General features: G+C 70.3%; 25 protein-coding genes. 14 read left to right on the top strand and 11 right to left on the bottom strand.

Translation table 11 applies throughout. The features are described 5' to 3' along the window. Positions 1-296: 296 nt before the first annotated feature. Positions 297-821: a hypothetical protein gene (locus tag HEP81_RS38005; RefSeq protein ID WP_037664211.1), complete on the top strand. Its 525-nt coding sequence runs from the start codon at positions 297-299 to the stop codon at positions 819-821. A 68-nt stretch (positions 822-889) separates the two neighbouring features. Here the strand turns inward: HEP81_RS38005 and HEP81_RS38000 are convergent, their stop codons facing one another. Beyond that, the gene (locus HEP81_RS38000) at positions 890-2,278 is read right to left on the bottom strand and encodes an alpha/beta hydrolase family protein (RefSeq protein WP_037664224.1); all 1,389 of its coding nucleotides are present in this window, start codon (positions 2,276-2,278) and stop codon (positions 890-892) included. A gap of 282 nt (positions 2,279-2,560) precedes the next feature. Here HEP81_RS38000 and HEP81_RS37995 point away from each other — a divergent pair, with 282 nt between their 5' ends. Then, a complete protein-coding gene (locus HEP81_RS37995) occupies positions 2,561-3,247 on the top strand; it encodes a hypothetical protein (RefSeq protein WP_157854693.1) in 687 nt (228 codons plus the stop codon). A gap of 11 nt (positions 3,248-3,258) precedes the next feature. Here the strand turns inward: HEP81_RS37995 and HEP81_RS37990 are convergent, their stop codons facing one another. Then, positions 3,259-3,663: a TraR/DksA family transcriptional regulator gene (locus HEP81_RS37990; protein ID WP_037664207.1), complete on the bottom strand. Its 405-nt coding sequence runs from the start codon at positions 3,661-3,663 to the stop codon at positions 3,259-3,261. A 225-nt stretch (positions 3,664-3,888) separates the two neighbouring features. On the opposite strand from HEP81_RS37990, the gene HEP81_RS37985 reads away from it, so the two are divergent. Continuing rightward, positions 3,889-4,176, top strand: coding sequence for a hypothetical protein (locus HEP81_RS37985; protein WP_154824019.1), 288 nt, complete (start codon positions 3,889-3,891; stop codon positions 4,174-4,176). 128 nt (positions 4,177-4,304) lie between these two features. Here the strand turns inward: HEP81_RS37985 and HEP81_RS37980 are convergent, their stop codons facing one another. Beyond that, complete coding sequence (locus tag HEP81_RS37980; RefSeq protein WP_037664205.1) at positions 4,305-5,030, bottom strand: TetR/AcrR family transcriptional regulator; 726 nt, start codon at positions 5,028-5,030, stop codon at positions 4,305-4,307. Between the two features lie 121 nt (positions 5,031-5,151). Between HEP81_RS37980 and HEP81_RS37975 the strand changes: the two genes are divergently transcribed. Beyond that, positions 5,152-6,375 carry a saccharopine dehydrogenase family protein gene (locus HEP81_RS37975; protein ID WP_037664203.1) on the top strand — a complete coding sequence of 408 codons (1,224 nt, stop codon included), beginning with the start codon at positions 5,152-5,154 and terminating at the stop codon, positions 6,373-6,375. 241 nt (positions 6,376-6,616) lie between these two features. Beyond that, the gene (locus HEP81_RS37970) at positions 6,617-8,131 is read left to right on the top strand and encodes a class I adenylate-forming enzyme family protein (RefSeq protein ID WP_037664201.1); all 1,515 of its coding nucleotides are present in this window, start codon (positions 6,617-6,619) and stop codon (positions 8,129-8,131) included. A gap of 52 nt (positions 8,132-8,183) precedes the next feature. On the opposite strand, the gene HEP81_RS37965 is transcribed toward HEP81_RS37970, so the two are convergent. The 3 genes from HEP81_RS37965 to HEP81_RS37955 form a co-directional block, all read right to left on the bottom strand. Continuing rightward, a complete protein-coding gene (locus tag HEP81_RS37965; protein WP_037664198.1) occupies positions 8,184-8,609 on the bottom strand; it encodes a PaaI family thioesterase in 426 nt (141 codons plus the stop codon). After that, the gene (locus HEP81_RS37960) at positions 8,606-9,778 is read right to left on the bottom strand and encodes an aromatic ring-hydroxylating oxygenase subunit alpha (RefSeq protein WP_207748338.1); all 1,173 of its coding nucleotides are present in this window, start codon (positions 9,776-9,778) and stop codon (positions 8,606-8,608) included. Before HEP81_RS37960 ends, HEP81_RS37965 begins: the two co-directional genes overlap by 4 nt. A gap of 134 nt (positions 9,779-9,912) precedes the next feature. Continuing rightward, entirely contained in the window at positions 9,913-10,476 is a 564-nt protein-coding gene (locus HEP81_RS37955; protein WP_198422754.1) for a TetR/AcrR family transcriptional regulator, read from the bottom strand. A gap of 302 nt (positions 10,477-10,778) precedes the next feature. On the opposite strand from HEP81_RS37955, the gene HEP81_RS37950 reads away from it, so the two are divergent. From HEP81_RS37950 to HEP81_RS37940, 3 genes are all read left to right on the top strand, one after another. Then, positions 10,779-12,197, top strand: coding sequence for a purine-cytosine permease family protein (locus HEP81_RS37950; protein WP_037664194.1), 1,419 nt, complete (start codon positions 10,779-10,781; stop codon positions 12,195-12,197). Positions 12,198-12,435: 238 nt separating this feature from the next. Then, positions 12,436-12,786, top strand: coding sequence for a hypothetical protein (locus HEP81_RS37945; protein WP_093682056.1), 351 nt, complete (start codon positions 12,436-12,438; stop codon positions 12,784-12,786). Between the two features lie 177 nt (positions 12,787-12,963). After that, positions 12,964-13,838, top strand: a protein-coding gene (locus HEP81_RS37940) for an IS5 family transposase (RefSeq protein WP_207748323.1) whose coding sequence is annotated in 2 segments (ribosomal slippage) — positions 12,964-13,357 and positions 13,357-13,838 — 876 coding nt in all. Because the reading frame shifts where the segments join, the coding sequence is not laid out codon by codon here. Between the two features lie 21 nt (positions 13,839-13,859). Here HEP81_RS37940 and HEP81_RS37935 read toward each other — a convergent pair. Continuing rightward, complete coding sequence (locus HEP81_RS37935) at positions 13,860-14,294, bottom strand: RidA family protein (protein WP_037658920.1); 435 nt, start codon at positions 14,292-14,294, stop codon at positions 13,860-13,862. 63 nt (positions 14,295-14,357) lie between these two features. Beyond that, positions 14,358-15,032, bottom strand: a complete 675-nt coding sequence (locus HEP81_RS37930; protein WP_037658921.1) for an HD domain-containing protein — start codon at positions 15,030-15,032, stop codon at positions 14,358-14,360. Positions 15,033-15,103: 71 nt separating this feature from the next. On the opposite strand from HEP81_RS37930, the gene HEP81_RS37925 reads away from it, so the two are divergent. Both HEP81_RS37925 and HEP81_RS37920 read left to right on the top strand, forming a co-directional pair. Further along, positions 15,104-16,114: a GlxA family transcriptional regulator gene (locus tag HEP81_RS37925; RefSeq protein WP_051850362.1), complete on the top strand. Its 1,011-nt coding sequence runs from the start codon at positions 15,104-15,106 to the stop codon at positions 16,112-16,114. A gap of 105 nt (positions 16,115-16,219) precedes the next feature. Next, positions 16,220-16,726, top strand: a complete 507-nt coding sequence (locus tag HEP81_RS37920) for an SRPBCC family protein (protein ID WP_037658922.1) — start codon at positions 16,220-16,222, stop codon at positions 16,724-16,726. Between the two features lie 88 nt (positions 16,727-16,814). Here the strand turns inward: HEP81_RS37920 and HEP81_RS37915 are convergent, their stop codons facing one another. Further along, a complete protein-coding gene (locus HEP81_RS37915; protein ID WP_078967524.1) occupies positions 16,815-18,248 on the bottom strand; it encodes a CoA transferase in 1,434 nt (477 codons plus the stop codon). A 235-nt stretch (positions 18,249-18,483) separates the two neighbouring features. Between HEP81_RS37915 and HEP81_RS37910 the strand changes: the two genes are divergently transcribed. The 4 genes from HEP81_RS37910 (at position 18,484) to HEP81_RS37895 (ending at position 22,640) form a co-directional block, all read left to right on the top strand. After that, the gene (locus HEP81_RS37910) at positions 18,484-19,632 is read left to right on the top strand and encodes a CaiB/BaiF CoA transferase family protein (protein WP_037658923.1); all 1,149 of its coding nucleotides are present in this window, start codon (positions 18,484-18,486) and stop codon (positions 19,630-19,632) included. A 4-nt stretch (positions 19,633-19,636) separates the two neighbouring features. Further along, positions 19,637-20,770, top strand: a complete 1,134-nt coding sequence (locus HEP81_RS37905) for an acyl-CoA dehydrogenase family protein (RefSeq protein ID WP_051850364.1) — start codon at positions 19,637-19,639, stop codon at positions 20,768-20,770. Next, complete coding sequence (locus HEP81_RS37900) at positions 20,767-21,654, top strand: acyl-CoA dehydrogenase family protein (RefSeq protein WP_051850365.1); 888 nt, start codon at positions 20,767-20,769, stop codon at positions 21,652-21,654. The genes HEP81_RS37905 and HEP81_RS37900 overlap by 4 nt, the downstream gene beginning before the upstream one ends. Positions 21,655-21,743: 89 nt before the next feature. Then, on the top strand, positions 21,744-22,640 hold the full coding sequence (locus HEP81_RS37895) for a LysR family transcriptional regulator (RefSeq protein WP_037658924.1): 897 nt from the start codon (positions 21,744-21,746) through the stop codon (positions 22,638-22,640). Positions 22,641-22,659: 19 nt separating this feature from the next. Here the strand turns inward: HEP81_RS37895 and HEP81_RS37890 are convergent, their stop codons facing one another. Beyond that, the gene (locus tag HEP81_RS37890) at positions 22,660-23,904 is read right to left on the bottom strand and encodes a ThuA domain-containing protein (protein ID WP_037658925.1); all 1,245 of its coding nucleotides are present in this window, start codon (positions 23,902-23,904) and stop codon (positions 22,660-22,662) included. A 58-nt stretch (positions 23,905-23,962) separates the two neighbouring features. Then, positions 23,963-25,351 (bottom strand): chitinase, encoded by a 1,389-nt coding sequence (locus tag HEP81_RS37885; protein ID WP_037658926.1) that lies wholly within the window; start codon positions 25,349-25,351, stop codon positions 23,963-23,965. Positions 25,352-25,380 lie beyond the last annotated feature (29 nt).

Genomic DNA, 25,380 nt, shown 5'->3' with positions numbered 1-25,380 from the left:
AGCTGTGGGGGGTGGCCAGGAGGCGTGCGCCTCATGACCTCGGTCGCGTGGGCGTCTCTCCACGCGGGATGGCGGCACCCGCAACAAAGGTTGCCTGGGCCAACCATGTGACGACTCTAGGGCGTTACGCCGATCAGTACGAAATTCGGGTCGCCGATCGGCGCGACAATCGGCCACTGCCTCGCGCGTGCCACATAGAGCCTGGTCAGGGGCGGTTTTCGGTCACCTCGCGGGCACGGGCGGGTGTCGGCCATGGCGGTCGACAGCGGCAAAGCGGTGAGCCGTATGGCGCGCCTATGGAATCGTTGATCGCCGCAGTCCGCGAACAGGACGAAGCCGCCCGTTTTCTCGTCTGGCCGGGTGACTTCGACCTGGACCGGGGCGACCATGCCGGGGAAGGCCACCTTGCCTCGGGCGCCGCGCTTGAGAGATTCGCCGACGACGGCGCCGGGGGCACGTACTTCTTCTGCGGCGAAGGCGGCGAGGAGCGTCCGATCCTTCATGCCGACTCCGAAGGAGGTGCGGCTCTGGTCGCGGTCGGCCTGCCCGAGCTCTTGCGGCTGCTGCTGGTCGCCCCGTGGTGGCGCGACTGCCGAACGTTCACGGAAGAGGAGAGTCGTGAGCTCGCGGCCGAGTATCTGGAGGACATGCCGGACCTCGAAGCCCGAAGAGACCGTGCCGCCGCAGCCCTTGGCCTCGATCTGCCGGACCAGGCGGAGGTTCTGGCCCGCTTGCGCGAGGTGGCTGTCGGAGTGGGAGAGAGCTTCGTCCTCGCCTTTCCACCCGAGGACCAGGCGTACGCGCCGCTCGTCAAGAATTGAGACATCCGCGACTCATCGCCGTCCATTCGACCGGCTCCGGCGTGATGGAGGAGCGCGGGGTGTGTCTCTCAGAGTGTCTCCTGGAGCCAGTCGAAGACCACCTCGCAGTGGAGTTGGGGAGCCATCGGTGAGCAGTGCAGTTGGGCACCCTCGGCGGCGGTGAGTTTCACGTAGTCCTTGGGGGAGGTCAGCTTGTCGTACAGCTCGCGGGGCTGGCCGGGATAGAACTGCTCGCCCTCGTAGTCGAGCACCAGCATCGGAGTCCTGATCCTGCTCACCACGTCCGTGATGGTGAGCGCCTGGACGGCTCGGGCCGGTGTGTAGAAGTCCGTGAAGATCTTCCCCTGCCGGGCGGCGAGCATCGCCGGGACGGAGAACGGCTCGAAGCGCTTCTTCATCGTCGCCGCGTCGGCCTCGGGCAGGTTCGGGACGACCTCCTTGTTCCAGATCTCGTTGGTCTCCGCCTTGCCCGGCCGCAGGATCTGCCGGATCTCCGGGGGAAAGCCCCGCCAGGGTTCCACGCAGCCGGGCATCGCGGCGGCGGCGGCGAGCCGGGGCTCGAACGCGGCCGCCCGGGGCACCAGGTCTCCGGCCATGCTCAGCCCGGTGAGCGCGATCTTCCGGGTGTCCACGTCCTGCCGCCGGGACAGCCAGTCGATCAGCGGGGCGACGACCTTCTCCCAGGTGGGCGTGAACGTCACCTGGTCGACGAACAGCAGCTGTCCTTGTCCGGGACCGTCGTGGACGAGCGCGTTCCAGCCCCGGTTCAGCGCCGCGGGCACCCCGTACGTCCACATGTCGACGTTCTGCCCGTCGCTGCCGTTGGTGAGGATGACCGTGGGCCGCCGGTCCCCGGACCCGTCGGGCCGGAAGAACCACACCGGCAGTGGAGTGTTCCCGTACGGGACGCGGTCCGTCACCGGTGGCGGTTCGCACAGCGAGCAGAATCTGTCCCAGGCGGCGCGTCCCGCCCTGTAGAGCCGCTCCTCGTCGCCGGGGGTGTCGGAGCCGAGGACGAAGAAGAGCGCCTGGCCGTAGTACTGCGCCGCGCGCAGGGCCCGGAAGCGCGTGGTCCGGCCGTCCGGTTCGCCGCCCGCGGGCGCCGCCATGAGCCGGTCGCCCAGCCGGCTGAAGGTCGTGACGTACGACTGTGCGCTCAGGCCCGCCTTGTTGATCGCGTTGACGGCGGTGAGCACCTCTCCGACCTCGGCGGCGCCCGCGCCGGACGCGCCGAGGGCGAGGAGCCCGTTGAAGTTGTACGACGGGTCGTCGAAGAGCGTCATCGCTCCGGGCGTCAGATCCGCGCCCTGCGTGGTGGCGGGGGCCGACGGGCCCCCCTGCCGGTCCGAGGCGGGCACCAGACGACTGCACCCCGTGGCGAGGACGGCTCCGGCGCCGGCGGTCAGGAGGCTTCGCCTTGCGGTGCCGGTTGCCGGGGTGTTCGTTTCATGCGTCACACCGGCCGACAGTAGGAGCATCCGCGCCGGTGCCCGCCGCGCCGCACCCGGGGGTTCCCTCCACGGATGCCGACCGCCCCACGATCGGCCCAGCTGCGAGGACCGGAGTCGTCCCGATGCTCCGTCATCAGTTCCGCGCCGCAGCGCGTTCAGGCGCAGGCTTCGGCGTGAGATGGGAAGTACCGGGCCGGACGCGGTCCGGGGGTCACAACCGCCGCGTGAGAAGGTGGGCCGACCATGGATCTGAGGGGGAACAGAACTGTGCGCGCACACCATGTCGCGGTGGCCGCGGCCATCATGGCGGTCCTTGCCACCTCGGCCTGTTCGGTCGGCTCGTCGGTACGCCCGCCGGCCGCCTCGGTGCCGCCGCGGGATCGGCTGCGTGACGGCCTGCTGACCCAGGACCGGCTTCCGCATGGCCTCAAGCTGATGACGGAACAGATCGACTCGACGACGACCGGCGCCCCGCACACCCTCTCCACCGTTCCGCTCGCGTCGATGCCGTGCTCTCAACTTGCGGTCGCGTCCTTCATGACGGCGCATGCCCACCCCGCCAAGGACGTGGCGGTCGCCGTGGAGCAGGAGCACCTCGTCGGTGACGACTACGGCTGGTTCGGTCAGGGGTCCCTCGACCGGTACGCACCCGGCCGGGCGGCCGCGGTCATGGCCGCCGTCCGCGGTGTCGCACGGCGCTGCACCGCCTACACCGACACGCTCTTCGACGGCAGCCGCACGCACAACACCGTGTCCGTGACGCGTGCCGATGCGAGGGCGGACGACAGCCTGGTGCTTCGGGTCGCGTCGACCTTCTCCGGTGATACGGACCCGTTCATCACCGAGACGGGGTTCGTCCGCGAGGGCGACGTGATCATCATGGGGCAGAAAATGGTCGCGCGGGACCCGAAGTCCGGTGTGAAGACCGTGCTCTCACCGGCGGTCGCGGCGTACCGCGCGGCCACAGCGGGTTGACGTACCCGTGGCTACGGGGAACGGCGCGGATCCGACCGGGCGCACCGCACACACAGGGCGGTCGCCGGACGGATCTCCAGCCGTTCGGGAGGTATCGTTCCGCCGCAGCCCGCGCACTTCCCGTACTGCCCGCGCTCGACTCGTTCCAGCGCTTGGTCGAGTTCTTCCAGGTGCTCACGCGCACGCGCCAGCAGAGCGGCCACGTGGGCCCGCTCGAAAGCGGTGCTGCCTCCCTCGGGGTCATGTTCGTCATCGATCGCGACCAAGGCGTTCGCCGCGACGATCCCGTCGAATTCGCGGCTCAGCGCGGCCGCCCGGGTGAGCGTTTCGGCACGATCGGCCGCGAGGCGCGCGTAGGTCGCCGCGACGCCGGCGGCGCCGTGCGCGTCACGGCCGTACGAGGATGGATCGTCCATACTTCTACAACGCCGATCGCCGGTCCGTGATTCCCCTCCCCTCCCCCAGGCCACCCACGCCTCGCCGTCTGAGCCGAACGCCCGCCCTTCCGGCTTTCCAGCGGTCGACCCGAGCCGAAGGCGAATTCGGCGCCTTCGGCGCCGCGAGCACTCGTCTGATGTGACGAATCGTCGGTTTGATACCGCACGGCGGGGCAGAGGGGCCTGTGAAAGGCGGTGATTTCCATGGACGAGAGGATTCGCAGGTACTTCACCCGCGCCTCGCTGGTGGGACTGCTGGCCGGGGCTCTGGTCGGCTTCGCGTCGGGGGAGGTCTTCGGCGCTCTGGTGGGCGCGGGAATCGGCTTCGCCCTGGCCGCAGGCAGCGTCCTGTACTGGGGTGAGCACGGTGGCGCGCGTCGTCGCAGGCCGAGGGGTGAGGTGCCGTCAGTTCACGGGGGCCGGCGCCGCGTAGGGACGGGCCGGGTACCCGGTCAGAGGCACGGCAGCGGCCGGCCCCATCTGCGTCACTGACCTGACGATCGACCCTGCCGGTACGGCTTCGTCGCTCCAGGGGCCTCTGCTCGCCGCGCACGGCTCTCCCGGCCGTGTGCGGCGAGCGGAGGAAGGCGAGCACGCGGCGCCTCGGGCCGCGTGGGGCCTCACTGTCCTCCGATGCCCCGGTTTCCTGCGGCGGTCAGCCTTGCCTCGGCCTGGCCCAGGAGGGTGTCCAGCACGACCGGGTAGGCGCTGAGGTTCATCCGCTCCGCCAGCAGGTGCGCGGTGGCGGCGATGTGCGGATGGGTCTCGGCGGGCAGTCGGGCGTACGTCGAGGTCCAGACCTCCTCGTCCGCCTCCCTGACCTCGTCCTTGATGGCGAGCGCCCCCGCGTCCAGGGCGGCGAAGGCCAGCGCCAGGTCGATGAAGGCGTGGTACACGCCGACGGCGTCCGCGTCGTCGAAGCCCGCCCCGCGCAGGAGGCCGAGGATCGTCTCGTCGACGGCGATCTCGCGGGGCCGGCCGGTGACGCGGCTGGCGGTGAGCAGCGCGGCGTGGGGATGGGCGAGGTACGAGGCATGGATGGCCAGGCCGAGGGCCCGCAGGTCGGCGCGCCACGTCCCGGTGGGTGTCCAGCTGTCCAGGGCCCTGCCCATCAGCTCCTCGCCGATCGCCCGGGTCAGTCCGTCCAGGCCTGCGAAGTAGCGGTACAGCGTGCTCGGGTCGGCGCCCAGCGCGGCGCCCAGGCGGCGGGCGGTCAGCCCGGAGGCGCCGTGCTCGTGGAGCATCCGCAGGGCCGTCCGCACGATCAGCCGCTCCGACAGGACGGTGCCCTGCCGGGTCGGCCGCCGTCTGCGCCGCTCCGTCTCCGGAACCACCTTCTTGGGCACCTTGTCACCGCCTCGCGCTCCTTATGCCAACGCCGTAGACCTTAACAAGCCGCCTCGTGTTTCATCGGGTCACCTCCCGGGGCCCCCGCCCGGGGGACCGACTCAACGAAGGGTGTGTGACATGCGCGTACTTCTCGTCGGTGCGGGCGGTGTCGGAACCGCCGTCACCCGTATCGCGGCCCGTCGCGGCTTCCTGACGCACATGATCGTCGCCGACTACGACCTCGCCCGTGCCGAGGCGGCCGTCGCCGCTCTCGACGATCCCGACGGCCGCTTCAGCCCGTACCGTCTGGACGCCTCCGACGCGGAAGCGGTACGGAGCCTCCTCGTCACGGAGCGCTGCGACCTGCTGCTCAACGCGACGGATCCGCGCTTCGTGATGCCGCTGTTCGACGCCGCGCTCGCCGCGGGCACCCACTACCTGGACATGGCGATGTCGCTGTCCGTGCCGCACGCGAGGGCCCCGTACGAGCGGTGCGGGGTGAAACTCGGCGACGAGCAGTTCGCGCGCGCCGGGGAGTGGGCGGACGCCGGCCGTCTCGCCCTGGTCGGAATGGGCGTGGAGCCGGGTCTGTCGGACGTCTTCGCCCGCTACGCCGCCGACGAGCTCTTCGACGAGATCGAGGAACTCGGGGTCCGCGACGGCGCGAATCTCACCGTCGAGGGCTATGACTTCGCGCCGTCCTTCAGTATCTGGACGACCATCGAGGAGTGCCTCAACCCGCCCGTGGTCTATGAGAAGGACCGGGGCTGGTTCACCACGCCGCCGTTCAGCGAGCCGGAGGTCTTCGACTTCCCGGAGGGCATCGGCCCGGTGGAGTGCGTGAACGTCGAGCACGAGGAGGTGCTGCTGATGCCCCGCTGGGTGGACGCGCGCCGGGTGACGTTCAAGTACGGTCTGGGCGACGACTTCATCGCCAAGCTCAAGACCCTCCACGCGCTGGGGCTCGACTCCACGGCGAAGGTCACCGTCCCCGGCGCGGACGGTCCGGTCGAGGTCTCCCCGCGCGACGTGGTCGCCGCCTGTCTGCCCGACCCGGCCACGCTGGGCGAGCGGATGACGGGCAAGACCTGTGCGGGCACCTGGGTCAAGGGCACTAAGGACGGCGCCGCGCGCGAGGTGTACCTGTACCACGTGGTCGACAACGAGTGGTCGATGCGCGAGTACGGCTCCCAGGCCGTGGTCTGGCAGACGGCCGTCAACCCGGTGATCGCCCTCGAACTGATCGCGAGCGGTGCCTGGCAAGGCACTGGGGTCCTCGGCCCCGAGGCACTCCCGGCCAGGCCCTTCCTCGACCTGCTGATCGAGTACGGGACTCCGTGGGGTCTGCGCGAGGAGCGCTGACCGGGGCCGGCGCGGCATCGCCCCGCCCGGCACCCGGCGATCGGTACCGGTGCGTCCACGGCGCGGCGTCCTTGCGGGGAGACGGTGCCCGTGCCCGACTGCACTCGCTGCGGCGGGTGCGATCCCTTCGTCGCAAAGGGAGTTGAAGCTTCCGCGGGAGTATTGAACGATGATTCAATTCTTGCCGTGCCGACGGGATCCCCCGGCACGGCAGTCCCACCGGAACGCGGAGGACCCTGCGGTGAACCTGACATGGATGCTGGAGGCGTCGGCCCGCAGCTGCGGCGAGAAGCCTGCCCTCGTCTCCGATCTGGGGTCGATGACGTACACCGAGTTGCTCGCGGCCTCGAAGCGGGCCGCCGCCGTGCTGCGGGAGCGCGGGGTGCGGCCGGGCGATCGCGTGGGGGTGATGACGTACAACACCCCCGCCTTCGCCGTCGCGGCGTTCGGGATCTGGAGGGCCGGGGCGGCACTGGTACCGGTCAATCACAAGTTGACCGCGCCCGAACTGGCCTATGTCGCACGGCATTCGAAGCTGCGCGTCGCCGTCGTCGCGGAGGAACTGTCCGGGCGCGTGCGCGAGGGCGCCCCCGAGGTCGATGTCCTCACCACGGACGACACCGGCGGCGGAGAGTTCGACAGGCTCGTCGCCGGGGCGCCGGAATGGGAGGGGGTGGAGGTCGGTCCCGAGGCCGTCGCGCAGGTGTTGTACACCTCCGGGACGACCGGTGCGCCCAAGGGCTGCCTGCACGCGCACCGCGGGCTGTCCGCCGTGCCCGCGTACACCACGGCCGCCGCGGGGCTGCGCCGCGAGGACCGGTTCCTGCTGGCCATGCCGATCTGGCACGCCTCGCCCCTGAACAACTGGTTCCTGTCGATGATCTACCTGGGCGGCACCGTCGTCCTGCTGAAGGAGTACCAGCCGCTCGCCTTCCTGGAGGCCGTGCGAAAGCACCGGGTCACCGCCTTCTTCGGCGCCCCCATCGCCTACCTCGCCCCGCTGAAGACCCTGCCCGCGGCCGGGGTCGACCTGTCCGGCTTCGATCTGTCGAGCGTGCGGCTGTGGGCGTACGGCGGGGCGTCGCTGGGCGCCGAGACGGTGCGGACGCTGGAGGCGGCGTACGGACCGGACCGCTTCTGCCAGGTGTACGGGATGAGCGAGATGGGGCCGGTGGGCTCGGTGCTCCGCCCGCACGAGCAGCTCACCAAGGCGGGGTCGATCGGGGCGGGCGGTATGCCGGGCGTGGACATCCGCGTGGTCAGGGACGACGGTGTGGACGCCGGGGCCGGCGAGACCGGGGAGCTGTGGCTGCGCTCCGGGACCCGCATGCTGGGCTATCTCGACAACCCGGAGGCCACCGAGCGCGCCTTCGCGGGCGACTGGTACCGGTCCGGGGATCTCGCGCGGGTGGACGAGGACGGTTATCTGTTCATCGTCGGCCGGATCAAGGACGTCGTCATCACCGGCGGGGAGAACGTCTACGCGCCCGAGGTGGAGGAGGCGATCCTCCAGCATCCGGCGATCCGGGACGCCGCCGTCGTGGGGCGCACGCACCCGGACTGGGGCGAGACCGTCGTCGCCGTGGTCGAGGCCGACTCGGCGGTGACGCTGGAGGAGTTGCGCGGCTTCCTCTCCACCAGGCTGGCCAAGTACAAGATCCCCCGCGATCTGGTGGTGGTCCCGTCGCTGCCGCGCACGCCCTCCGGCAAGGTGCAGAAGCACGTACTGCGCGAGCAGGTGCGGACCGGCCCCTGACAGTCCTGGCGCCAAGGGCCGGCCGCCGGTCGTCGACCGGCCCCGCGGTGTCTCAGTCCTCTTGCTTGCCCGCCCGTACGATCGTCCCCTGCGCCACGGCGACCAGGCGCTCCTCGCCCTGCTCCGAGACGACGTAGACCGAGCACTGGCACACGGCCTGGCGCCGGGTGGTGACGGTCGCCTCGGCGCGTGCGACGACGTACTCGCCCACGGCCGGCCGCACGTAGTTGATCTTGTATTCGGCGGTGAGCGCGTCACCGCCGAGGGCGAGCCCGCCCGCGAAGGTCAGCGCGTTGTCGGCCAGGTAGCTGAGCACTCCCCCGTGCACGAAGCCGTGCTGCTGCTGGATCTCGGGCCGGTTGGTCACGCGGATCTCGGCCGAGTCGGGCCCCGCCGCGGTGAGTTCGGCGCCCAGGAACATGCTGAACGGCTGGGCCTTGAAGATGCTCTGTGCGAAACCGGCGTGGTCCATGGTCATGAGTGCCGTCCTGATGCTCGGGGGGTGGTGGGGGTGTCCGTGTCGGGGTCGGTGAGCCGCTCGTCGATGTTCTGCTGGAACATGGCGAGCAGGCCCTCCGCGAGGCCCAGGACGTGGTGGTCGCTGCCTCCGTGGGGCAGATGCCGCTGCACGTCCTCGGCGATGGCGAAGTCCTCCTGGTCGAAGACGGTGTCATTGGTGAACTCGAAGCGCTTGGCCAGCGCGCTCTGCCCTGCGGATCCGGGGAAGTCGCCGTCGCGGTAGAGCATCTCGTGGGTCCAGATCGTGCGGTTCGCCGCCAGCGGCCAGAAGGTGTTGATGGACACGTAGTCGGGATGCAGGATGAAGAAGGTGTTGGGGAAGAGCGTGTAGTACACCGAGGCGTAATCCAGGATGCGCCACTCCTCCTGCGGCTTCAGGGCCGTCTCGCCGATGTTGGTGCGCGCCGCGGACAGCCGGATGTGCAGACCGTCCTCATCGTGCGCGATCACCCCCTTCTTGAAGGCGAAGGCGAGGGTGTCCCGGTGCAGGTACGGGACGTGGTAGCCCTCCAGATACGTCTTGATCAGCAGCTTCCAGTTGGCCTCCTTGACCACCTTGGTCTTCTTGTACCGAACAAGCGAGGCCACATCGAAGTTCACCAGGTCATCGTGGAACGTGCCGAGGAATCCGGGGATGTCGAGCGTCTCCCCGGGCGTGCGGCCGACCCAGATCAGGCCGCCCGACTCCGCGGCGGGCAGTTCCACCAGGCCGTAGTCGCAGGTCTTGACGCCGGGGAAGTCATGGGCCCGGGTGATGCCCTTCAGGGCGCCGTCGAGCCCGTAGACCCAGCCGTGGAAGGGGCAGATGAAGTTCTGCACCACTCCCGTCGGCTGGTCGGCGAGGCGGGCCCCACGGTGGCGGCACTGGTTGTAGAAGGCGCGGACCCGGCCGTCCTCGCCCCTGACGACGACATAGGGGAACTGGTCCCAGTCGCTGGTGAGATAGGCGCCGGGTTCGCCGAGTGCCGAGGCGTGCCCGGCGATCAGCGGGTAGTGGGAGAAGGCCGAGGCGATCTCCCGCTCCAGGAGCGCCTCGTCGGTGTACTTGCTGACCGGAATCGTGACGACCTCGTCGAGCATCTTCTCGTCGCGGCGCGTCTCGCGCAGCGCGAGAAGACGCTCGATCATCGCCACTTGTTCACTGTGCCGCATGGGGTCCCCGTCGCAGTTCAAGCTCTGAATGCTCGTTCAACTGATGTTACGAAAGGTACGGGGGCGAGGCAATGGGACTCTCGCCCTCCGGAACACGGACCACGGGACCGTCAGGAAGGGGCGCGGCCGAGGGCGCGGAGGCAGAAGTCGCGGATGTCGGCGACCAGTTGCTCGTCCGGCGCCTCCGCCTTCTGCGAGACCTCCGGCGAGAGCCTGCCCACCAGCGCCTCGGAGATGGCGCCGATGACGGCGCCGGCCGAGACCGCCGCGTTCTGGGGGGCGAACAGGCCGGCCGCGACACCCTCCCGGATGACCCCTTCGCACAGCTGGGCGTACTCCCGCCGGTACACCAGGCGTTCGCGTTCCACCACCGGCGAGACCGGCTCGAACAGCAGGGACCACGCCAGCCGCCGGCCGCGCAGGGCGCGCTCCGTGAATGTGTCGGCGAACGCCTTGAGCCGGGCCTCGGAGTGCGCGGGCGCGGTGTCCACCGCGGCGCGTACGGCGGCCAGTTCGCGTCCCGCGGCCCGCCGGAAGACCCGTGCCAACAGCTCGTCCCTGCTGCCGAAGTACGAGTAGAGCGAGCCCGCGCTCACCCCGCACGCGCCGGCCACCGCGGCCACCTTCGCCCCGGCGAAGCCCTCCTGGGCCACCAACTCGTGAGCGGCACGCACGAAGGCCTCTTCCTTCGTCCGGGCATGCCGCTTCGTGCGTTCCGTACGCCGATACACCATGGCGGGAGCTGGGCCTTCCGTGTCGCTGCCGGGACTCACCAGTGAACCAGGAAACGCCTGGGGGGTGCGGGGTGGACCCCGCGTCACCAGGCAGGGCCGCCCCGGAGCGTCCCGTCCCGCCGCCCTCGATTTCGATGGCCCACGCACTTATTTTCGGCCAGAGTATTGACCTTTCATTCATTCGAACACATCCTGCATGAACGCATTCAGCCGGTGGTGTATCCGCGGAAGAGGGCATCCTTATGGCAGGCATGGTCGAACAACGCTCGATCGACGTGGTTCCCGACGCCGAACGGCACGGCAGCGCGTTCAGCCAGTTCACGCTCTGGCTGGGGGCCAACCTCCAGATCACCGCGGTCGTGACCGGAGCGCTCGCCGTCGTCTTCGGCGGGGGCGTCCTCTGGTCGCTCATCGGCCTGCTGCTCGGCAATCTGCTCGGCGGCGCGGTCATGGCACTGCACTCCGCCCAGGGGCCCCGGCTCGGGCTCCCGCAGATGATCTCCAGCAGGGCCCAGTTCGGCGTCCGGGGTGCCGTCGTCCCCCTGGTTCTGGTCATCGTCATGTACGTCGGCTTCTTCGCCAGCGGCAGCGTGCTGGCCGGCGAGGCCGTCGGTGAGCTCACGCACCTCGGCGACACCACCGGCATCGTGATCTTCGCCCTGCTCACAGCGGTCACCACGGTCGTCGGCTACCGGCTCATCCACACCCTGGGCCGACTGGCCAGCATCGTGTGCGCGCTCGCCTTCGTCTACCTCGGGATCCGCCTGCTGGAGCGCGCCGACCTGACCACCCTCCTGGCCGACCACTCCTTCCACCTGCCGCTGTTCCTCCTCGCCGTCTCCCTCTCGGCGTCCTGGCAGCTGGCCTTCGGTCCCTACGTCGCCGACTACTCGCGCTATCTGCCCCGTGACACCTCTCCCCGCGCCACCTTCTGGTGGACCCTCGGCGGCTCGGCCCTGGGATCCCAGTGGTCCATGACCTTCGGCGTCCTCGTGGCGGCCACGGCCGGCGGCGCCTTCCTCGACAACCAGGTCGGCTACGTCGTCGGACTGGGCGGTGCCGGCCTGATCGCCTCGTTCCTGTACTTCGTCATCGCCCTCGGCAAGTTGACGGTCAACGTGCTCAACACCTATGGCGGATTCATGTCGTTGGTGACCGGCATCGGCGGCTTCCGCGAGCAGCGCACCATCTCCCCGCGCGTCCGCGCCCTGTACATCGCCGGAATCATGGTCGCGGGAACCGCGATCGCCCTCGTGGGCAAGGACAGCTTCCTGACCTCCTTCAAGGACTTCCTGCTCTTCCTGCTCACGGCCTTCACCCCCTGGTCCGCGATCAACCTGGTGGACTACTACCTGATCGCCAAGGAGCGTTACGACCTGCCCGCGCTGAGCGATCCGCACGGCCGCTACGGCGCCTGGCGCGTCGGCGCCCTCGTCGTCTACGGCATCGGGCTGCTGGCCCAACTCCCCTTCCTGGCCACCAGTTTCTACACCGGTCCGCTGGTCGCTCCGCTCGGCGGTACGGACATCTCCTGGATCGTGGGCCTGCTGGTCCCGGCCGTCCTCTACTGGCTCGTGGCCCGACGGGACACCGGACACGTACCGGACCGCATGATCCTCTTCACCGAGCCGGGGACGAGGGCGGAGGCCACCCTCCGCTGACCGCGGCAGCCAGGGGCAGTGTCTCCCCGTGGAGGCATCGGCCCTGCGGTCCGCATCCCTCTTGTGAGCGAACGCAAACCGGACAGGATTCGCAGATCAAGAGAAAGTCGTTGACTGAGCGTCAGGTGGCGGAAATCCTGGTAAAGGCACCGGAATCACCTTCCATGCACATGGGGGAAACATGGTTCGGAAAAGTCTTGTCCGGCGAGTTGGCTGTGTGGCCTCCGCCGCCGCACTCATGGGGTTCGGACTTGTCGGTACGGCCGCGGCGAGCGAGTCCCAGCCCACGCGCCAGGCCGCGACCCACTGGTACATGACGCCCAACCCCGGCAACGACTGTTCTCTCAACATCCGCAACTCCGCGAGCACCGGCGGCAAAATCGTCGGTCACCTGTCGAGCTGCAACCGGGGCGCCTGGTGCTGGTACCAGAAGTCGGACTGCGGTGCGTCGGTCAAGGGCGGTACCTACACCTGCAAATACGCCGACGGAAGCAGCGGGCTGCGCAGCAACGAATGGGCGCGCGTGGCCGACAAGAACGGCAAGCTCGCCTACGTGGCCAGGTGGTGCGGTTTCGCTCAGCGGCTGTAGAGGCCGCCTGGAGCGTGCTCCGGCCGGGACCGACAGCCGGTCCCGGCCGGAGCACGGCTGAAGGCCGGTACCCCCCGTCGGCGGGAGCGTACTCGTCGTGCGACGGCCGCGTCCCGTACGGCGGGTCGGCTAGGGTCTGTTGCGAAAGTGGATCTTGTTCGTTGATGATCACCTTTCGTGGGACGTGGGGATCTGACGAACGGCCAGTGGGCCCGGCTTGAGCCGTTGCTGCCGCAAGGCATCAAGCCGGGTCGTCCGCAGGTGTGGACGCGGCGGCAGCTGATAGACGGCATACGGTGGCGGACCCGGACCGGTGCCCCATGGCGTGACGTGCCCGAACGCTACGGGCCGTGGGACCGGGTTTATGACCTGTTCCGGCGCTGGCAGCGGGACGGCACCTGGGCGAGGATCCTCACCCAGCTCCAGGCCGAGGCCGATGCGGAGGGCCTGGTCACCTGGGACGTGAACGTCGACTCCACCGTCTGCCGGGCTCACCAGCACGCTGCCGGCGCGGTGAAAAGGGGGATCTCCAGAAGGAACCGCCCGGCGGGATCTTCGTCGAGCCGGCCGACCACGGTCTCGGACGATCCCGCGGCGGGCTGACCAGCAAAATCCACCTCGCGGTCGAGCAGGGGCAGAAGCCCTTGTCCGTCGTGATCACGGCTGGACAGCGGGGCGATTCCCCGCAGTTCGAAGCGGTCCTGGAAGCCATCCGGGTTCCGAGGCTGGGACTCGGCAGGCCGCGCAAGAGGCCGGACCGGGTGCGGGCCGACAAGGCGTACGACTCCCGCAGCAACCGCTCCTACCTGCGCAGACGCGGCATCAAAGCCACCATCCCAGTCCCTGCGGACCGCGTCCGCAACCGCCTCAAGCGCGGCTCGCGCGGCGGGCGTCCACCGGCGTTCGACAAGGACGACTACAGGCAGCGGCACGCGGTCGAGTGCGGGATCAACCGGCTCAAACGCCACCGGGCCGTCGCCACTCGGTACGACAAACTCGCCGTCCGCTACGAAGCGACAGTGCTGGTCGCAGCCATCAACGAGTGGCTTTGACCAGCACTTTCACAACACGCCCTAGTGCGCCGTCTGGCGAGGTGCGTCGGGGTAGGCGGCGGTCGCGCGGATCTCCACGAGGAGTCCCGGGCTGGCGAGGCCGCTGACCCCGATGATCGTCCAGGTCGGGTAGGGCTCTGCGACGAGCCGCCGCTTGGCCTCGACGAAGCCGGGCAGATGGCGACGGATGTCGACGTGGTAGCTGGTGACGTCGACGAGGGCGGACATGTCGAGGTTCTCCAGCCGGAGGATCTCCTCGATCTTCCGCAGGGCGATCTCGGTCTGCTCCTCGATGGTGTCCGGGATGGTTCCGTCGGCGCGGCGGCCGATCGTCCCGGCGATGAACAAGAGACCGTGCGCGCGGACCGCGGCGGAATAGCCGAAGTCCGCGAAGGCGCTGGTGGTCTTACCGAAGACCGAGTTGTCTTCGGGGACCTCGATGGTGCGGACGGTCATTGCGGTGTGTCCTTCTCTCTGTCTTCGTCTTGTCGTTGTCGACGGTTCGTGGAGCGGGTGGGGTCAGTTGCCCCAGCGGGACCCGCGATAGGCGTGCTCCAGCCGGGTCCGGCCGTAGGTCTCGCGTTCACGGAGCAATTCGCCGGGGACCGTGTGACGGGGCGCGTTCCTCGGGTCCTTGGCCGCCTGCGCGACGATCGCGTCGGTGAGGGAACGGACCATGTCCAGCCGTGGATAGGCGGCATGCACGGCTTCGGCCTGCTCGTCGGTGACGACGCCGAGGTGGCCGGCGTCCACCGGGTCGTCGAAGTCGAGGGCCACGCCCTCGCGAACGAGCACGCAGAGCGTGCCGCGGCGTTCCGCGATGCCCGGGGAGGTGTGCAGGGCGATGGCCTCCCAGACCTGGTCGGCGTCGGCCTCGGGGACCGCGTGGTCGATGAGGAACGCGGCGGCCCGGTCGGCGCCTTCCACCTCGAACCGCTGGGTGTGCGGCCCGTCCGACGCCACGCCGAGGTCGTGCATCGTGCACGCGGCGAACAACAGGTCGTCGTCGTAGTCGCGGTCGGCGGCCAGGCCGCGCCGGCCGGCGAGCAGCCGGGCGAACAGGTAGCTGCGGATGCTGTGGTGGAAGACGGACGGCGTCTCCACCGATCGGATGAGACCGATGACGGCGTCGGCAAGTGGCGTGCCGGGCAACGCGATCGGGTCGGCGGTCGCCTCGTAGGTAGGTCCGGTCATGCCTTCAGCCTGGCCGCGACGGCTGTGACCTGGCGAGCGGCAAAATTTCCATGCTTCGTTAGAATCTTGCCATGACAGTGCATCACATAGCGGTTCTGGCGCTGGACGGAGTCACCCCGCTCGACCTGGCGATCCCGACGCAGATCTTCACCGCCCGGCCGGAGACCACCTACGAGATGACCCTGTGCGCGCTGGACGAGAAGGTGCGGACCACCGCGGGTTTCGCCCTCGTCGCCGACGGGGGCCTTGAGCGGGTGCGCACCGCCGACACCGTGATCGTGCCGGGCTTCGAACCGATGGCGTCGGTGCCGGACGCCGTGCTCGACACGCTGGCCGAAGCCCGCGACCGGGGCAGGCGCGTGGTGTCGATCTGCACGGGCGCCTTCGCGCTGGCCGCGGCGGGCGTACTGGACGGGCTGCACGCCACGACCCACTGGAAGCACATCGACGACTTCGAGCGGGACTTCCCGGCCGTCATGGTCGACCGTGATGTGCTCTACGTCGACGAAGGCGATGTGCTCACCTCGGCCGGGGTGTGCTGCGGCATCGACCTCTGCCTGCACATCGTCCGCCGCGATCTCGGCGCGGAGGTGGCCAACCAGATCGCCCGCGGTCTGGTCGCCGCCCCGCACCGGGACGGCGGGCAGGCCCAGTACGTGCCGGCTCCTGTCCCGGTGGCGGGTGAGGCGTCGCTCTCCGCCACCCGCAGCTGGGCCCTGCACCGGCTCGGTGAGCCGCTCACGCTGCGCGTACTCGCCCGGCACGCGGGCCTCTCGCAGCGCACCTTCATGCGCCGGTTCACCGAGGAGACGGGCACGACCCCGTTGCAGTGGCTGCTCGGGGCCCGGCTCGGCAGGGCGCGGGAACTGCTGGAATCCACGGACCGGTCGGTGGACCAGGTGGCGCGGGACTGCGGACTGGGCACTGCGGCCAATCTCCGGCTGCACTTCCGGCGTACGCTCGATACCACCCCCACCGCTTACCGCCGTACCTTCACGCGCCTGGCCTCGCGGGGCCCGGCCGACTCGTCGGCGGTCCCCACGGCGCCCATCTACGCCGGTGACGTGGCCGCCGCCCGCTGAAGGCGCCCTTGCGCGAACCGATCCAGTCGCACGGCGAGGTCGGCATGCCACAATCCTTACCCGCCGGTAACTCCCAGGTGCCGACGTGTCGAGGAAAGGTGCCCCATGGCCCGCGTGTTCACGGTGAGCGACAGCATTCATATCGACGTACCGCCCGAGGTGGCCTACCAGGCCATATGCCGCCCCGGTGAGATGGGCCGCTGGAGTCCGGAGAACCTCGGCACCACGGAGGGGACGGGGCACGCGCCGGCGGAGCTGGGCAGCACGTTCATCGGGCGGAACAAGCGCGGCCGGTTCCGCTGGGTGACCCGGTGCACGGTCACGGCGGCCGAGCCCGGCCGCCGCTTCGCCTTCCGTGTGCACGCCATCGGCATCGGCAAGCCGCGCCTGCGCGGCCCGATCGCCAGCTGGGAGTACCGTTTCGAGCCCGCCGACGGCGGCACGCGGGTCACCGAGACCTGGATGGACGACCGGCGCGCCTGGCCCGCCTTCGTGGCCGACACCTTCGACCGGATCGCCACCGCGGGGCACACCTTCGCCGCTTTCCAGGCCCGCAACATCCGCGCGACGCTGCGCAACCTCAAGCGGGACCTGGAGAGCGGCGCGAGCTGACACCGCCAGGAAGCGGCACGACCACGACCACGACCGAGCCGAAGTCCAGGTGACCGCGAACGCCCCGCACGGGGCGGGGAGTTCGGGGTCACCAGGCCAGGGGGGAGGCGCCGAGCGGTTCGGCGGAGCGGTCGAGGCGCGGGCGCAGGGTCGAGTACGCGATGCGGGTGGGCAGGTACGTCACCTCGCCGAACGGCCCGTGCACGGTGGCCAGTTCGCCCGCGGCGCGGCTGGGGTCGGGGGCGGGCAGCACGGCGACGTCGGCGCGCGGGAACAGCCCCAGGTCCTGCACCCACATGCACACCTTCGCCAGATCGATGTGCACCCGCCAGCTGCCGCCCTCGCGGGCCCGGCGGCGCAGCGCCTCGATCGCTCCGGCCGTACCGAGGATCGCCGCGAGGTAGTCGTTGAGCAGGTAGGTCGGCGGCAGCCTCGGGCCGTCGAAAGAGCCCTCCTCGGCGGCGAACCCGGTGGCTGCGCAGGCGAGTTGGTCGAAACCGCCACGCCGCGACCAGGGGCCGGTGGTGCCCCAGCCGTGGTAGTCCAGCACCACCAGACCGGGCCGCTGTTCGACCAGGGCCTCGGGTCCAAAGCCCTTGGTGTCCAGGTTGAGGTAGTTGCTGACATATACGTCCGCCCCGGTCAGCACCCGCCGGAACGCCGCGGCCTGCGCGGGGTCGAGCAGGTCGCAGAAGGCGGCGCGTTTGCCGATGCCGGTCTCGATGATCATCCCGTTGGGGTCGGGATGCGCGGGCGAGGAGACGTGCAGCACGTCGGCACCCAGCTCGGCGGAGATCCGCGCGGCGATCGGGCCCGCGATGACATGGGAGTTGTCCAGCACCCGCAGCCCGGTCAGTGGCAGGGCCGACGACAGTTCCCCGGTGGCCGGGAAGGGCTCGGGCGCGCTCTCGCCCACCTTCTCCAGGTGGATCAGCGGCCGGCCGTCCAGCAGTCGGCCCTGCGGATGGGCCCGCCACTCCTGCCGGGTGCGTACGGCGACCGCGGTGCCGCCGCGCGAGCAGATCGCCTCCTCCAGCTCGAAGGCGTCCCAGTGCGCGATCGCGTCCGCCATGCGCTGCCGGCCGGGCGGGCAGTCCAGCACCTCGCAGGCGATGTCGCGCAACTCCGGGTAGGAGACCAGCACATAGATGGAGCGGCCGTCGCCGGCGCGGTAGAAGTCGCTGTTGCCCAGCAGGTTGGGGTCCTCGATCAACTCGCTCACCGGTACCCCGCTCGCCCGGGTGAGGAAGACCGCCATCAGCTGGTGGATCGCGGACTCGACGGAGACCGTGACGTCCTGCCCGTCCCCGCCCCGCTCCCGCCACAGCGCGGCCGCCTCGGTGCCGAGCGCCGCGAGGGCGGCGGCGCAGGCTTCGCCGATGCGGTGCGCGGAGGGGGTCAGCGGGTCGGCGCCGGTGACGGTCACCTTCCCACCGGTCTCCTCACCGGTGATGCCGAGCTGGCGGTAGAGGTCTTGCAGCGCGTCGTACACGGTCGCGGGCTCGGTCGCGCTCGCGGTCATGGCACTCGTCCTTCCGTAGTGGCCGGGTTCGTATTTCCATGAGAGCGGCGAAAATTGACGTACGTCCAATACCAAGGGTAGCGGACAGCGATATGCGATCCCCTATACATCCCGCCTGACCTGCCGCTATATCCGCTTCACTATCAGCCGCCCGGACAGCCGGTATTGGACACGCCCTGTGGTGCGGGATTTTCTTGAAGGCGTCGCAACGAATGAAAGGAACGCAGTGAAAGGAATGCTTTCCGGGGTTCGCGTCGTCGAGTTGGGCAGCGTGATCATGGTCCCGTACGCCGCCCAGCAGCTCGGTGACCTCGGCGCCGACATCATCAAGGTCGAGCCCCCGAGCGGAGACATGACCCGCCACTACCCACCCGCCCGTCACCCGGGGATGGGCGGCGCCGGACTCAATCTCAACCGCAACAAGCGCAGTGTGCGCATCGACCTCAAGGCGCCGAACGGCCGCGACGCGCTGCTGGCCCTGGTCCGTACCGCGGACGTGTTCCTCACCAACGTCCGCCCGCAGGCCCTGGGCCGGCTCCGGCTCGGGTACGAGGAGCTGCGGGCCGTCAACCCCGGCCTGGTGTACGTCAACGCGCAGGGCTTCCGCTCGGACTCCGCGCTCGGTACCCGCGCCGCGTACGACGACATCATCCAGGCCGTCTCCGGGCTGGTGTGGCTCAACGAGCGGGCGAGCGGCGAACCGCGGTTCGTGCCCAGCCTGATCGCCGACAAGGTCTGCGGACTGCACATCAGCCAGTCCGTACTCGCCGCCCTGCTGCACCGCGAGCACGGCGGCGGCGGTCAGCACATCGAGGTGCCGATGGCCGACACCATGCTCGCCTTCAACCTGGTCGAGCATCTGGCCGGGGCGGTCATGGAGGGCGAGTTCGGCGCGCCGCGGTCGCTCAGCCGTACCCGGCGGGCGCAGCGCACGGCGGACGGCTGGATGTGCGTCCTGCCCCACAGCGACCGTAACTGGCGGGACTTCTGCGCCTTCGCCGGCCGCCCGGAACTCGCCGCCGACCCGCGGTTCGCCGACCGCGCGCTGCGGGCCCGCAACGCCGACGAGATGTACTCCGCGCTGGACGAGATGACGGTGACGCACACCCGCGCCGAGTGGCAGGAGTTCTGCGACCGCGTCGGTATCCCGGCCTCACCCGTGCACAGTCTGGAGTCGGCCGTCGCCACCGCCTACGCCCGCGAGGGCGGTCTGCTGGCCGAGGCCGAGCACCCCACCGAGGGCGGCTACCGCTCCATCGCCCGCCCGGTGCGCTACTCCGCCGACCCCGTACCGACCGTGCGCCCCTGCCCCGCCCTCGGCCAGCACACCGACGAGGTGCTGCGCGAGGCCGGTTTCGATCCCGCCCTGCTCACGGAGGAGTAGTTCCATGACCGAGACCAACGACACCCGCAAACTGCGCGGGGAGGTACGGGACTTCCTCGCCGAGGAGCGCGCCCGCGGCACCGTGCTCGGCCGCCCCGACTCCTGGCTGACCGGCTGGGACCCGGACTTCAGCCGCCGGCTCGCCGGGCGCGGCTGGGTCGGCATGGCGCTGCCGCCCCGATACGGGGGTGGCGGGCGCGGATTCGCCGCCCGCGTCGTCGTGATCGAGGAACTGCTCGCCGCCGGGGCGCCCGTCTCCGCGCACTGGGTCGCCGACCGCCAGGCCGGGCCCTCGATCCTGGCCCATGGGACCGAGGAGCAGAGACAGCGGTTCCTGCCCGCCATCGCGGCCGGGCGCTGCTTCTTCTCCATCGGCATGAGCGAGCAGGAGGCCGGCTCCGACCTCGCCAATGTGCGCACCCGCGCCGAGCGGGTGCCCGGCGGCTGGCGGCTGACCGGTACGAAGAAGTGGACCGGCGGCGCGCATGTCAACGACTACGCGATCGTGCTGGCCCGTACCGGTGAGCACGAGGACCGGCACCAGGGGCTCAGCCAGTTCATCGTGGACCTGCGCGCCCCCGGCGTACGCACCGAGCCGATCCACCTGCTGACCGGCGAGCACACCTTCAACTGGTTCCACCTCGACGGCGTCGAGGTCCCCGACGACATGCTGCTCGGCCAGGAGGGCGACGGCTGGAAGCAGGTCACCGGCGAGCTGGCCTTCGAACGCAGCGGACCCGAGCGCTACCTCTCCACCTTCCCGCTGCTGGTCTCGCTGACCCGCGAACTGCGCCGGGGCGCCGCCACCCCCGATCAGCAGGCCCGGCTCGGCGCCCTGCTCGCCCGGATCTCCGCGATACGGCAGCTCTCGCTCGGCGTCGCCGACGCGCTGGACGCGGGTCGCCCCGCCGATGTGCGGGCCGCGCTGGTCAAGGACCTGGGGACACGGCTGGAGGGCGACCTCGTGCACGAGGTGCGGCGCATCCTGCCCCGCACCGCCGATACCGGGGCCACGCCCGGCTCCTACCCTCACCACCTCGCCTACGCGCTGCTGCACAGTCCCGGCTACACCCTGCGCGGCGGCACCAACGAGATCCTTCGCGGCATCATCACCCGCGGTCTGGAGCGGCAGTCATGACCACCACCCTCGCCACCCGCGTCGCCGCCCTGTGCGAGGCGGGCCGCCTCGCCGGGCCCGGCCCGTTCGCCGAGACCGTGCTCGGGCACCTCGACGTCGTCCTCCCCGAGGGCCCGTCGACTGTCGCGATCGCCGACGGCCTCTCGCTCGCGTACGCCCACCCCGCCGTCACCCGGGTCGGCCCGATCGGCACCTCGGGGCAGGACGCGGCGCTCCGGGTCTCGGGCACCCTGCCCCGGGTGCCGTACGGCGCCACGTCCACCGTGCTCGTACTGACCGAGGGCCCGCGCGGGCCCGTACTGTTCCCGGTCGACCCGGCCCGTGCCACCGCGGTGCCCGGCACCAACCTCGCCGGCGAGCCCCGGGACACCCTCCAGCTGCACGACTACGCGGTGGCCGCCGACGACGTCCGCCCGCTCACCCCGGCCGAGCTGGCCGAGGCCGGACTCCGTGCCGCCCTCGCCCGTGCCGCGCTGATCGCGGGCGCCGCCGAGCGCTGCGTCGAGCTGACGGCCCGACACACCACCACCCGCGTCCAGTTCGGCCGCCCGCTCAGCCACTTCCAGGCCGTCAAGCAGGAGGAGGCCCGCCTGATCGAGGAGTCCGCGCTGGTCCGCGCCGCGGTGGACGCCGCCGCTCGCGAGCTGTCGCCGGTCGGCGTGGCGGCCGCCAAGGCACAGGCCTCCGCCTCGGTCGCCGAGATCGCCCGTATCGCCCACCAGTTGCACGGCGCCATCGGCTTCACCCAGCTCAGCGAACTGCGGTTCGCCACCACCCGGTTGTGGTCCTGGCGGGACGAGGACGGCGACGAGTCCCACTGGACCGCCCTGCTGGGCCGGGCGGCGCTCGCCGCGGACGACGTCTGGGCGCTGCTCGCCGTCTGACCCCGCGGTCGCACGGACCCCGGCCCAGCCGTGGTCCGTGCGTCCCGCCGCCACTACTCACCGTCCACCACCCGATCTACGCTCACCTCATGGATCTCACGCCCCGCCTGCTGGAACAGTTCACCGTGCTGGCCGAGGAGAAGCATTTCGGTCGCGCGGCAAGCCGCCTGATGATGAGTCAGCCCCCGCTCAGCCAGGCGGTGCAGCGCCTGGAGAGAATCATCGGCACCCGGCTGTGCACCCGCAGCAGTCAAGGCGTCAGCCTCACCCCCGCCGGTGAGGCCTTCGCGGCCGACGCCCGGCGGATCCTCGACGCCCAGGAGTCCGCCGTCGCCCGCGCCCGCCGGATCGCCTCCGGAGCCGAGGGCGAGCTGAACATCGGCTTCGTCAACAGCCTCGGCCACTGGCATCTGCCGCGTCTGCTCGCCGACGCCGCCGAGCAACTGCCGGGTCTGCGCCTGCACTTGCGCCAGGGGTCCACCGCGGCCCTGATCGATCTCGTCCGCAGCGGCACCGTGGAACTCGCGCTGGTACGCCAGCCCCCACCCGACATCGAGGACCTGACCGTCCACCGGCTCACCGGGGAACGCCTGGCCGCCGCCCTGCCCGTGGCCCACCGCCGCGCCGGGGCCGGCCGTCTCTCCCTGGCCGACCTGCGCGAGGACTCCTTCGCCCTCGCCGGCGACGGGCCGCTCCAACAACTGGCCCAGCGCGCGCTCCTGGCCTGCGACCGCGCGGGTTTCGTGCCCACCGTCCGCGCCCACGCCGACGATCTGCCCGGCCTGCTCAGCTATGTCGCCTCCGGCCTGTGCGTCACCCTCGCCCCCGAGCACACCGCCGCGCTCTCCTTCCCGGGCGTCCGTTTCCTCCCGCTCACCGACGAGGCTCCCGAACTCACCACCACCCTCGCGGCCCTGCACCGGCCGCACGCCGACCCGGCCGTACGCTCGCTGCTGGCCCTCGCGGGCGCCTCGTTCGCCGGTTGACCGCCGAGCGCGTACGGGCTCAGGACGGCAGTGTCCAGGTCTGGTTGGCGGATCCGGTGCAGGACCAGATCTGCAACCGGGTGCCGTTGGCCGAGCTCTGGTCGGTGGCGTCGAGGCACTTGCCCGACTGGGGGTTCACCAGCGAGCCGTCGCCGCCCCCGCGCCAGATCTGGGAGCCGGTGCCGTTGCAGTCGTACAGCTGCACCTTCGTGCCGTTGGCCGTACCGGCCGCCGTGACGTCCAGGCACTTGCCCAGCGCCCGTAGCGTCCCGTCGGAGCCGGCGGTCCAGGTCTGGGCGCCGGTGCCGTTGCAGTCGTAGAGCTGGACGGCCGTGCCGTTGGCCGAGTTCGCCCCGGCGACGTCCACGCACTTGCCGCCGATGCCCTTGATCGCGCCCGAAGCGCCGCCGGGCGGCGGGGTGACCGGGCCGGACGCGCCGCCGAGCCAGCGCAGCCCCTGAAGCAAGAGCTTGTTCTGCTCGGCGCTGCCGAACGTCGACGACAGCGTCGTGTTCGTGGCGTAGTCCATGGCGTTGTGGCCGAAGTTGTTGTAGATCATCTTGTAGTTACGGTTCGACCATACGATCGGGTAGTAGCCGCTGTTCCAGGACTGGTTGGGGTCCGTGCCGACCGGGAAGGTCGACTGGTCCATCGACGCCAGGATGTCGATGTCCGGATTCTTCCGCAGGTCGTACTGCCAGCTGTACCACTCGCTGACCGACGAGGTGATCGTCGGGGGCAGGCCCGCCGCCGCCGGGTGGTTCGGGTCCTCGATCCTCAGCGTCTCGGCGGTCGGCCCCCAGGTGTTGGACCGGAACGTGCCGGTGCCGAGAAAGGTCTCGTGGTACCAGGACCAGTCGCTGGGCGTCTGGTCGTTGTACGCCGACACATGGAAGCCCATCCAGGCGCCGCCGTTGTTCATGTACGTCTGGAACGCGCTGCGCTGGGCCGCGGTCTGCGGATAGTTGTCCAGGAACATGACGACCTGGTACTTCGCCAGGTTCGCCGTGTTCAGCTGGCTCCAGTCGTTGGTCGCGGTGTACGAGTAGCCGTTCGCCGCCGCCTGCTGCGGGAACCACGCGTTGGCCTCGTGGACGAAGCTGATGTGCGCGGCGTCGTAGGTGCCGTCGTAGAACGCCAGGATCTTGAACGGCGTGGCGCCCTGGGCCCGGTGGGCGGGGACAGCCAGGACGCCGAGCACGACGGCCAGCAGGGCGAGCAGGCGGACCATGGTGCGGGGAAGCCGGATGCTGGTTCTGACCATGGGGGGTCTTCCTTGTGTGGGGGGGTCGGGACAAGGGGCGCCGGTGGGCCGGCGGTTGTCAGCCCAGCGTCCAGCTCTGGTTCGCGGAGCCGGTGCAGGTCCAGATCTGGAGTTGGTTGCCGTCGGCCGTGCTCCAGTCGGTGTCGTCCAGGCACTTGCCCGAACCGGTGTTGACCAGGCTGCCGTTCGAACCGGTCGTCCAGGCCTGGGCGTTGGTCCCGTTGCAGTCGTAGAGCTGGACCTTGGTGCCGTTGGCCGTGCCGGCCGCGGTGACGTCGAGGCACTTGCCCAGCGCGCCGAGGGTGTTGCCGCTGTGCGTCCACTGCTGTGCGCTCGTGCCGTTGCAGGTGTACAGGGTGACCGGGGTGCCGTTGGCCGAGTTGGCCCCGGCGACGTCGACGCACTTGCCGCCGTAGCCATGGATGGGCGTGGTGCCACCGGTCGGGGGCGGCGTGGAGCCGCCGCCGGTGACGGCCTTGAAGATGTTGGTGAACTGGTGGTCGCTCTGCGCGGTGCCGCTGGAGCCCTGGTTGTCCCGGCTGAGCGCCCAGAAGGTCAGCTCCTGGATACCGTTGGCGGCCGCGAAGGACTCCAGTTCCTGGGCGTCCTGGACGGTGAACACCTCGGCGCTGGTGTCGTTCACGCCGATCATCGGGCAGTTGCCCTCCATGGCCCACAGCTGGGCGGAGGTCTTGGTGTTCCAGATCTGCCCGAGCTGGCTGTGCAGGCCGTTGGCCGCGCTGATCGCGGCCTGCCCCATGTCCATCGCCGGCCCGTAGTCCATGGTCATGATGTTGACCAGGTTGACGTTCAGATTGTGGCTCTTGGCGTTCTGGAGGAGGGCGACGCCGCCTGACTCCAGGCCGTTCGGGCTGACGGGCAGCGTGTAGTCCACGTCCAGCTTCTTGCCCTGGGCGGCGTAGTCCTGCTGGAGGTTGGCGAGCGCCTGGTTGCGCCGGTCGTTGGCGGCGGTGTCGTCCAGGGTGCCGCCCTCGATGTCCAGGTCGACGCGGGTCAGGTTGAACTGGTCGATGACCTTCTTGTACTGGGCCTGCATGGCCGCGACCGTGCCGCACGAGGCGAGCTCGGAGCCGCTCGCACCCCCGAAGGAGGCGATGACGTCGCCGCCGGCCGCGCGCAGACTGTTGATGGCGTTGTTCCAGCCGGAGTCGGTGACGGGCGTGTCACCGTTGATGGTGGCGTTGCAGGTGCCCTGGCTGATGATGAAGGCGAGTGTGTAGTACTTGTTCCCGGTCGCGTTGTACGCGTTCATGAGCGTGGACGGGTCGTTCCACATCTCCGCGTACGGGGCGGAGTAGTGGGCCGGGAAGCCGGGGCCGGGGTTGGCGGCCGCCGATGCCGTCCCGGCGGTGGTGAGAAGGCCGCCCGCGGCCAGCGGAAGGACGCAGATCGAGGCGGCCAACCATCTTCTGAGGGTACGTATCATGGGGGGTCCTCCTGGCACGGCTGTGTGGG

The sequence above is a fragment of the Streptomyces griseofuscus genome, assembly GCF_014673495.1.
GTDB classification, from domain to species: domain Bacteria; phylum Actinomycetota; class Actinomycetes; order Streptomycetales; family Streptomycetaceae; genus Streptomyces; species Streptomyces murinus.
Note: the sequence above shows the minus strand (reverse complement) of the source record. Positions and strands in the feature narration are given on the sequence as shown.

Excerpts from the sequence above, each read along its gene's own strand:
- HEP81_RS38005 (WP_037664211.1), top strand. The coding sequence starts at position 297 with ATGGAATCGTTGATCGCCGCAGTCCGCGAACAGGACGAAGCCGCCCGT.
- HEP81_RS37990 (WP_037664207.1), bottom strand. The coding sequence starts at position 3,663 with ATGGACGATCCATCCTCGTACGGCCGTGACGCGCACGGCGCCGCCGGC.
- HEP81_RS37985 (WP_154824019.1), top strand. The coding sequence starts at position 3,889 with ATGGACGAGAGGATTCGCAGGTACTTCACCCGCGCCTCGCTGGTGGGA.
- HEP81_RS37975 (WP_037664203.1), top strand. The coding sequence starts at position 5,152 with ATGCGCGTACTTCTCGTCGGTGCGGGCGGTGTCGGAACCGCCGTCACC.
- HEP81_RS37965 (WP_037664198.1), bottom strand. The coding sequence starts at position 8,609 with ATGACCATGGACCACGCCGGTTTCGCACAGAGCATCTTCAAGGCCCAG.
- HEP81_RS37960 (WP_207748338.1), bottom strand. The coding sequence starts at position 9,778 with ATGATCGAGCGTCTTCTCGCGCTGCGCGAGACGCGCCGCGACGAGAAG.
- HEP81_RS37950 (WP_037664194.1), top strand. The coding sequence starts at position 10,779 with ATGGCAGGCATGGTCGAACAACGCTCGATCGACGTGGTTCCCGACGCC.
- HEP81_RS37945 (WP_093682056.1), top strand. The coding sequence starts at position 12,436 with ATGGGGTTCGGACTTGTCGGTACGGCCGCGGCGAGCGAGTCCCAGCCC.
- HEP81_RS37935 (WP_037658920.1), bottom strand. The coding sequence starts at position 14,294 with ATGACCGTCCGCACCATCGAGGTCCCCGAAGACAACTCGGTCTTCGGT.
- HEP81_RS37930 (WP_037658921.1), bottom strand. The coding sequence starts at position 15,032 with ATGACCGGACCTACCTACGAGGCGACCGCCGACCCGATCGCGTTGCCC.
- HEP81_RS37925 (WP_051850362.1), top strand. The coding sequence starts at position 15,104 with ATGACAGTGCATCACATAGCGGTTCTGGCGCTGGACGGAGTCACCCCG.
- HEP81_RS37920 (WP_037658922.1), top strand. The coding sequence starts at position 16,220 with ATGGCCCGCGTGTTCACGGTGAGCGACAGCATTCATATCGACGTACCG.
- HEP81_RS37915 (WP_078967524.1), bottom strand. The coding sequence starts at position 18,248 with ATGACCGCGAGCGCGACCGAGCCCGCGACCGTGTACGACGCGCTGCAA.
- HEP81_RS37910 (WP_037658923.1), top strand. The coding sequence starts at position 18,484 with ATGCTTTCCGGGGTTCGCGTCGTCGAGTTGGGCAGCGTGATCATGGTC.
- HEP81_RS37905 (WP_051850364.1), top strand. The coding sequence starts at position 19,637 with ATGACCGAGACCAACGACACCCGCAAACTGCGCGGGGAGGTACGGGAC.
- HEP81_RS37900 (WP_051850365.1), top strand. The coding sequence starts at position 20,767 with ATGACCACCACCCTCGCCACCCGCGTCGCCGCCCTGTGCGAGGCGGGC.
- HEP81_RS37895 (WP_037658924.1), top strand. The coding sequence starts at position 21,744 with ATGGATCTCACGCCCCGCCTGCTGGAACAGTTCACCGTGCTGGCCGAG.
- HEP81_RS37890 (WP_037658925.1), bottom strand. The coding sequence starts at position 23,904 with ATGGTCAGAACCAGCATCCGGCTTCCCCGCACCATGGTCCGCCTGCTC.
- HEP81_RS37885 (WP_037658926.1), bottom strand. The coding sequence starts at position 25,351 with ATGATACGTACCCTCAGAAGATGGTTGGCCGCCTCGATCTGCGTCCTT.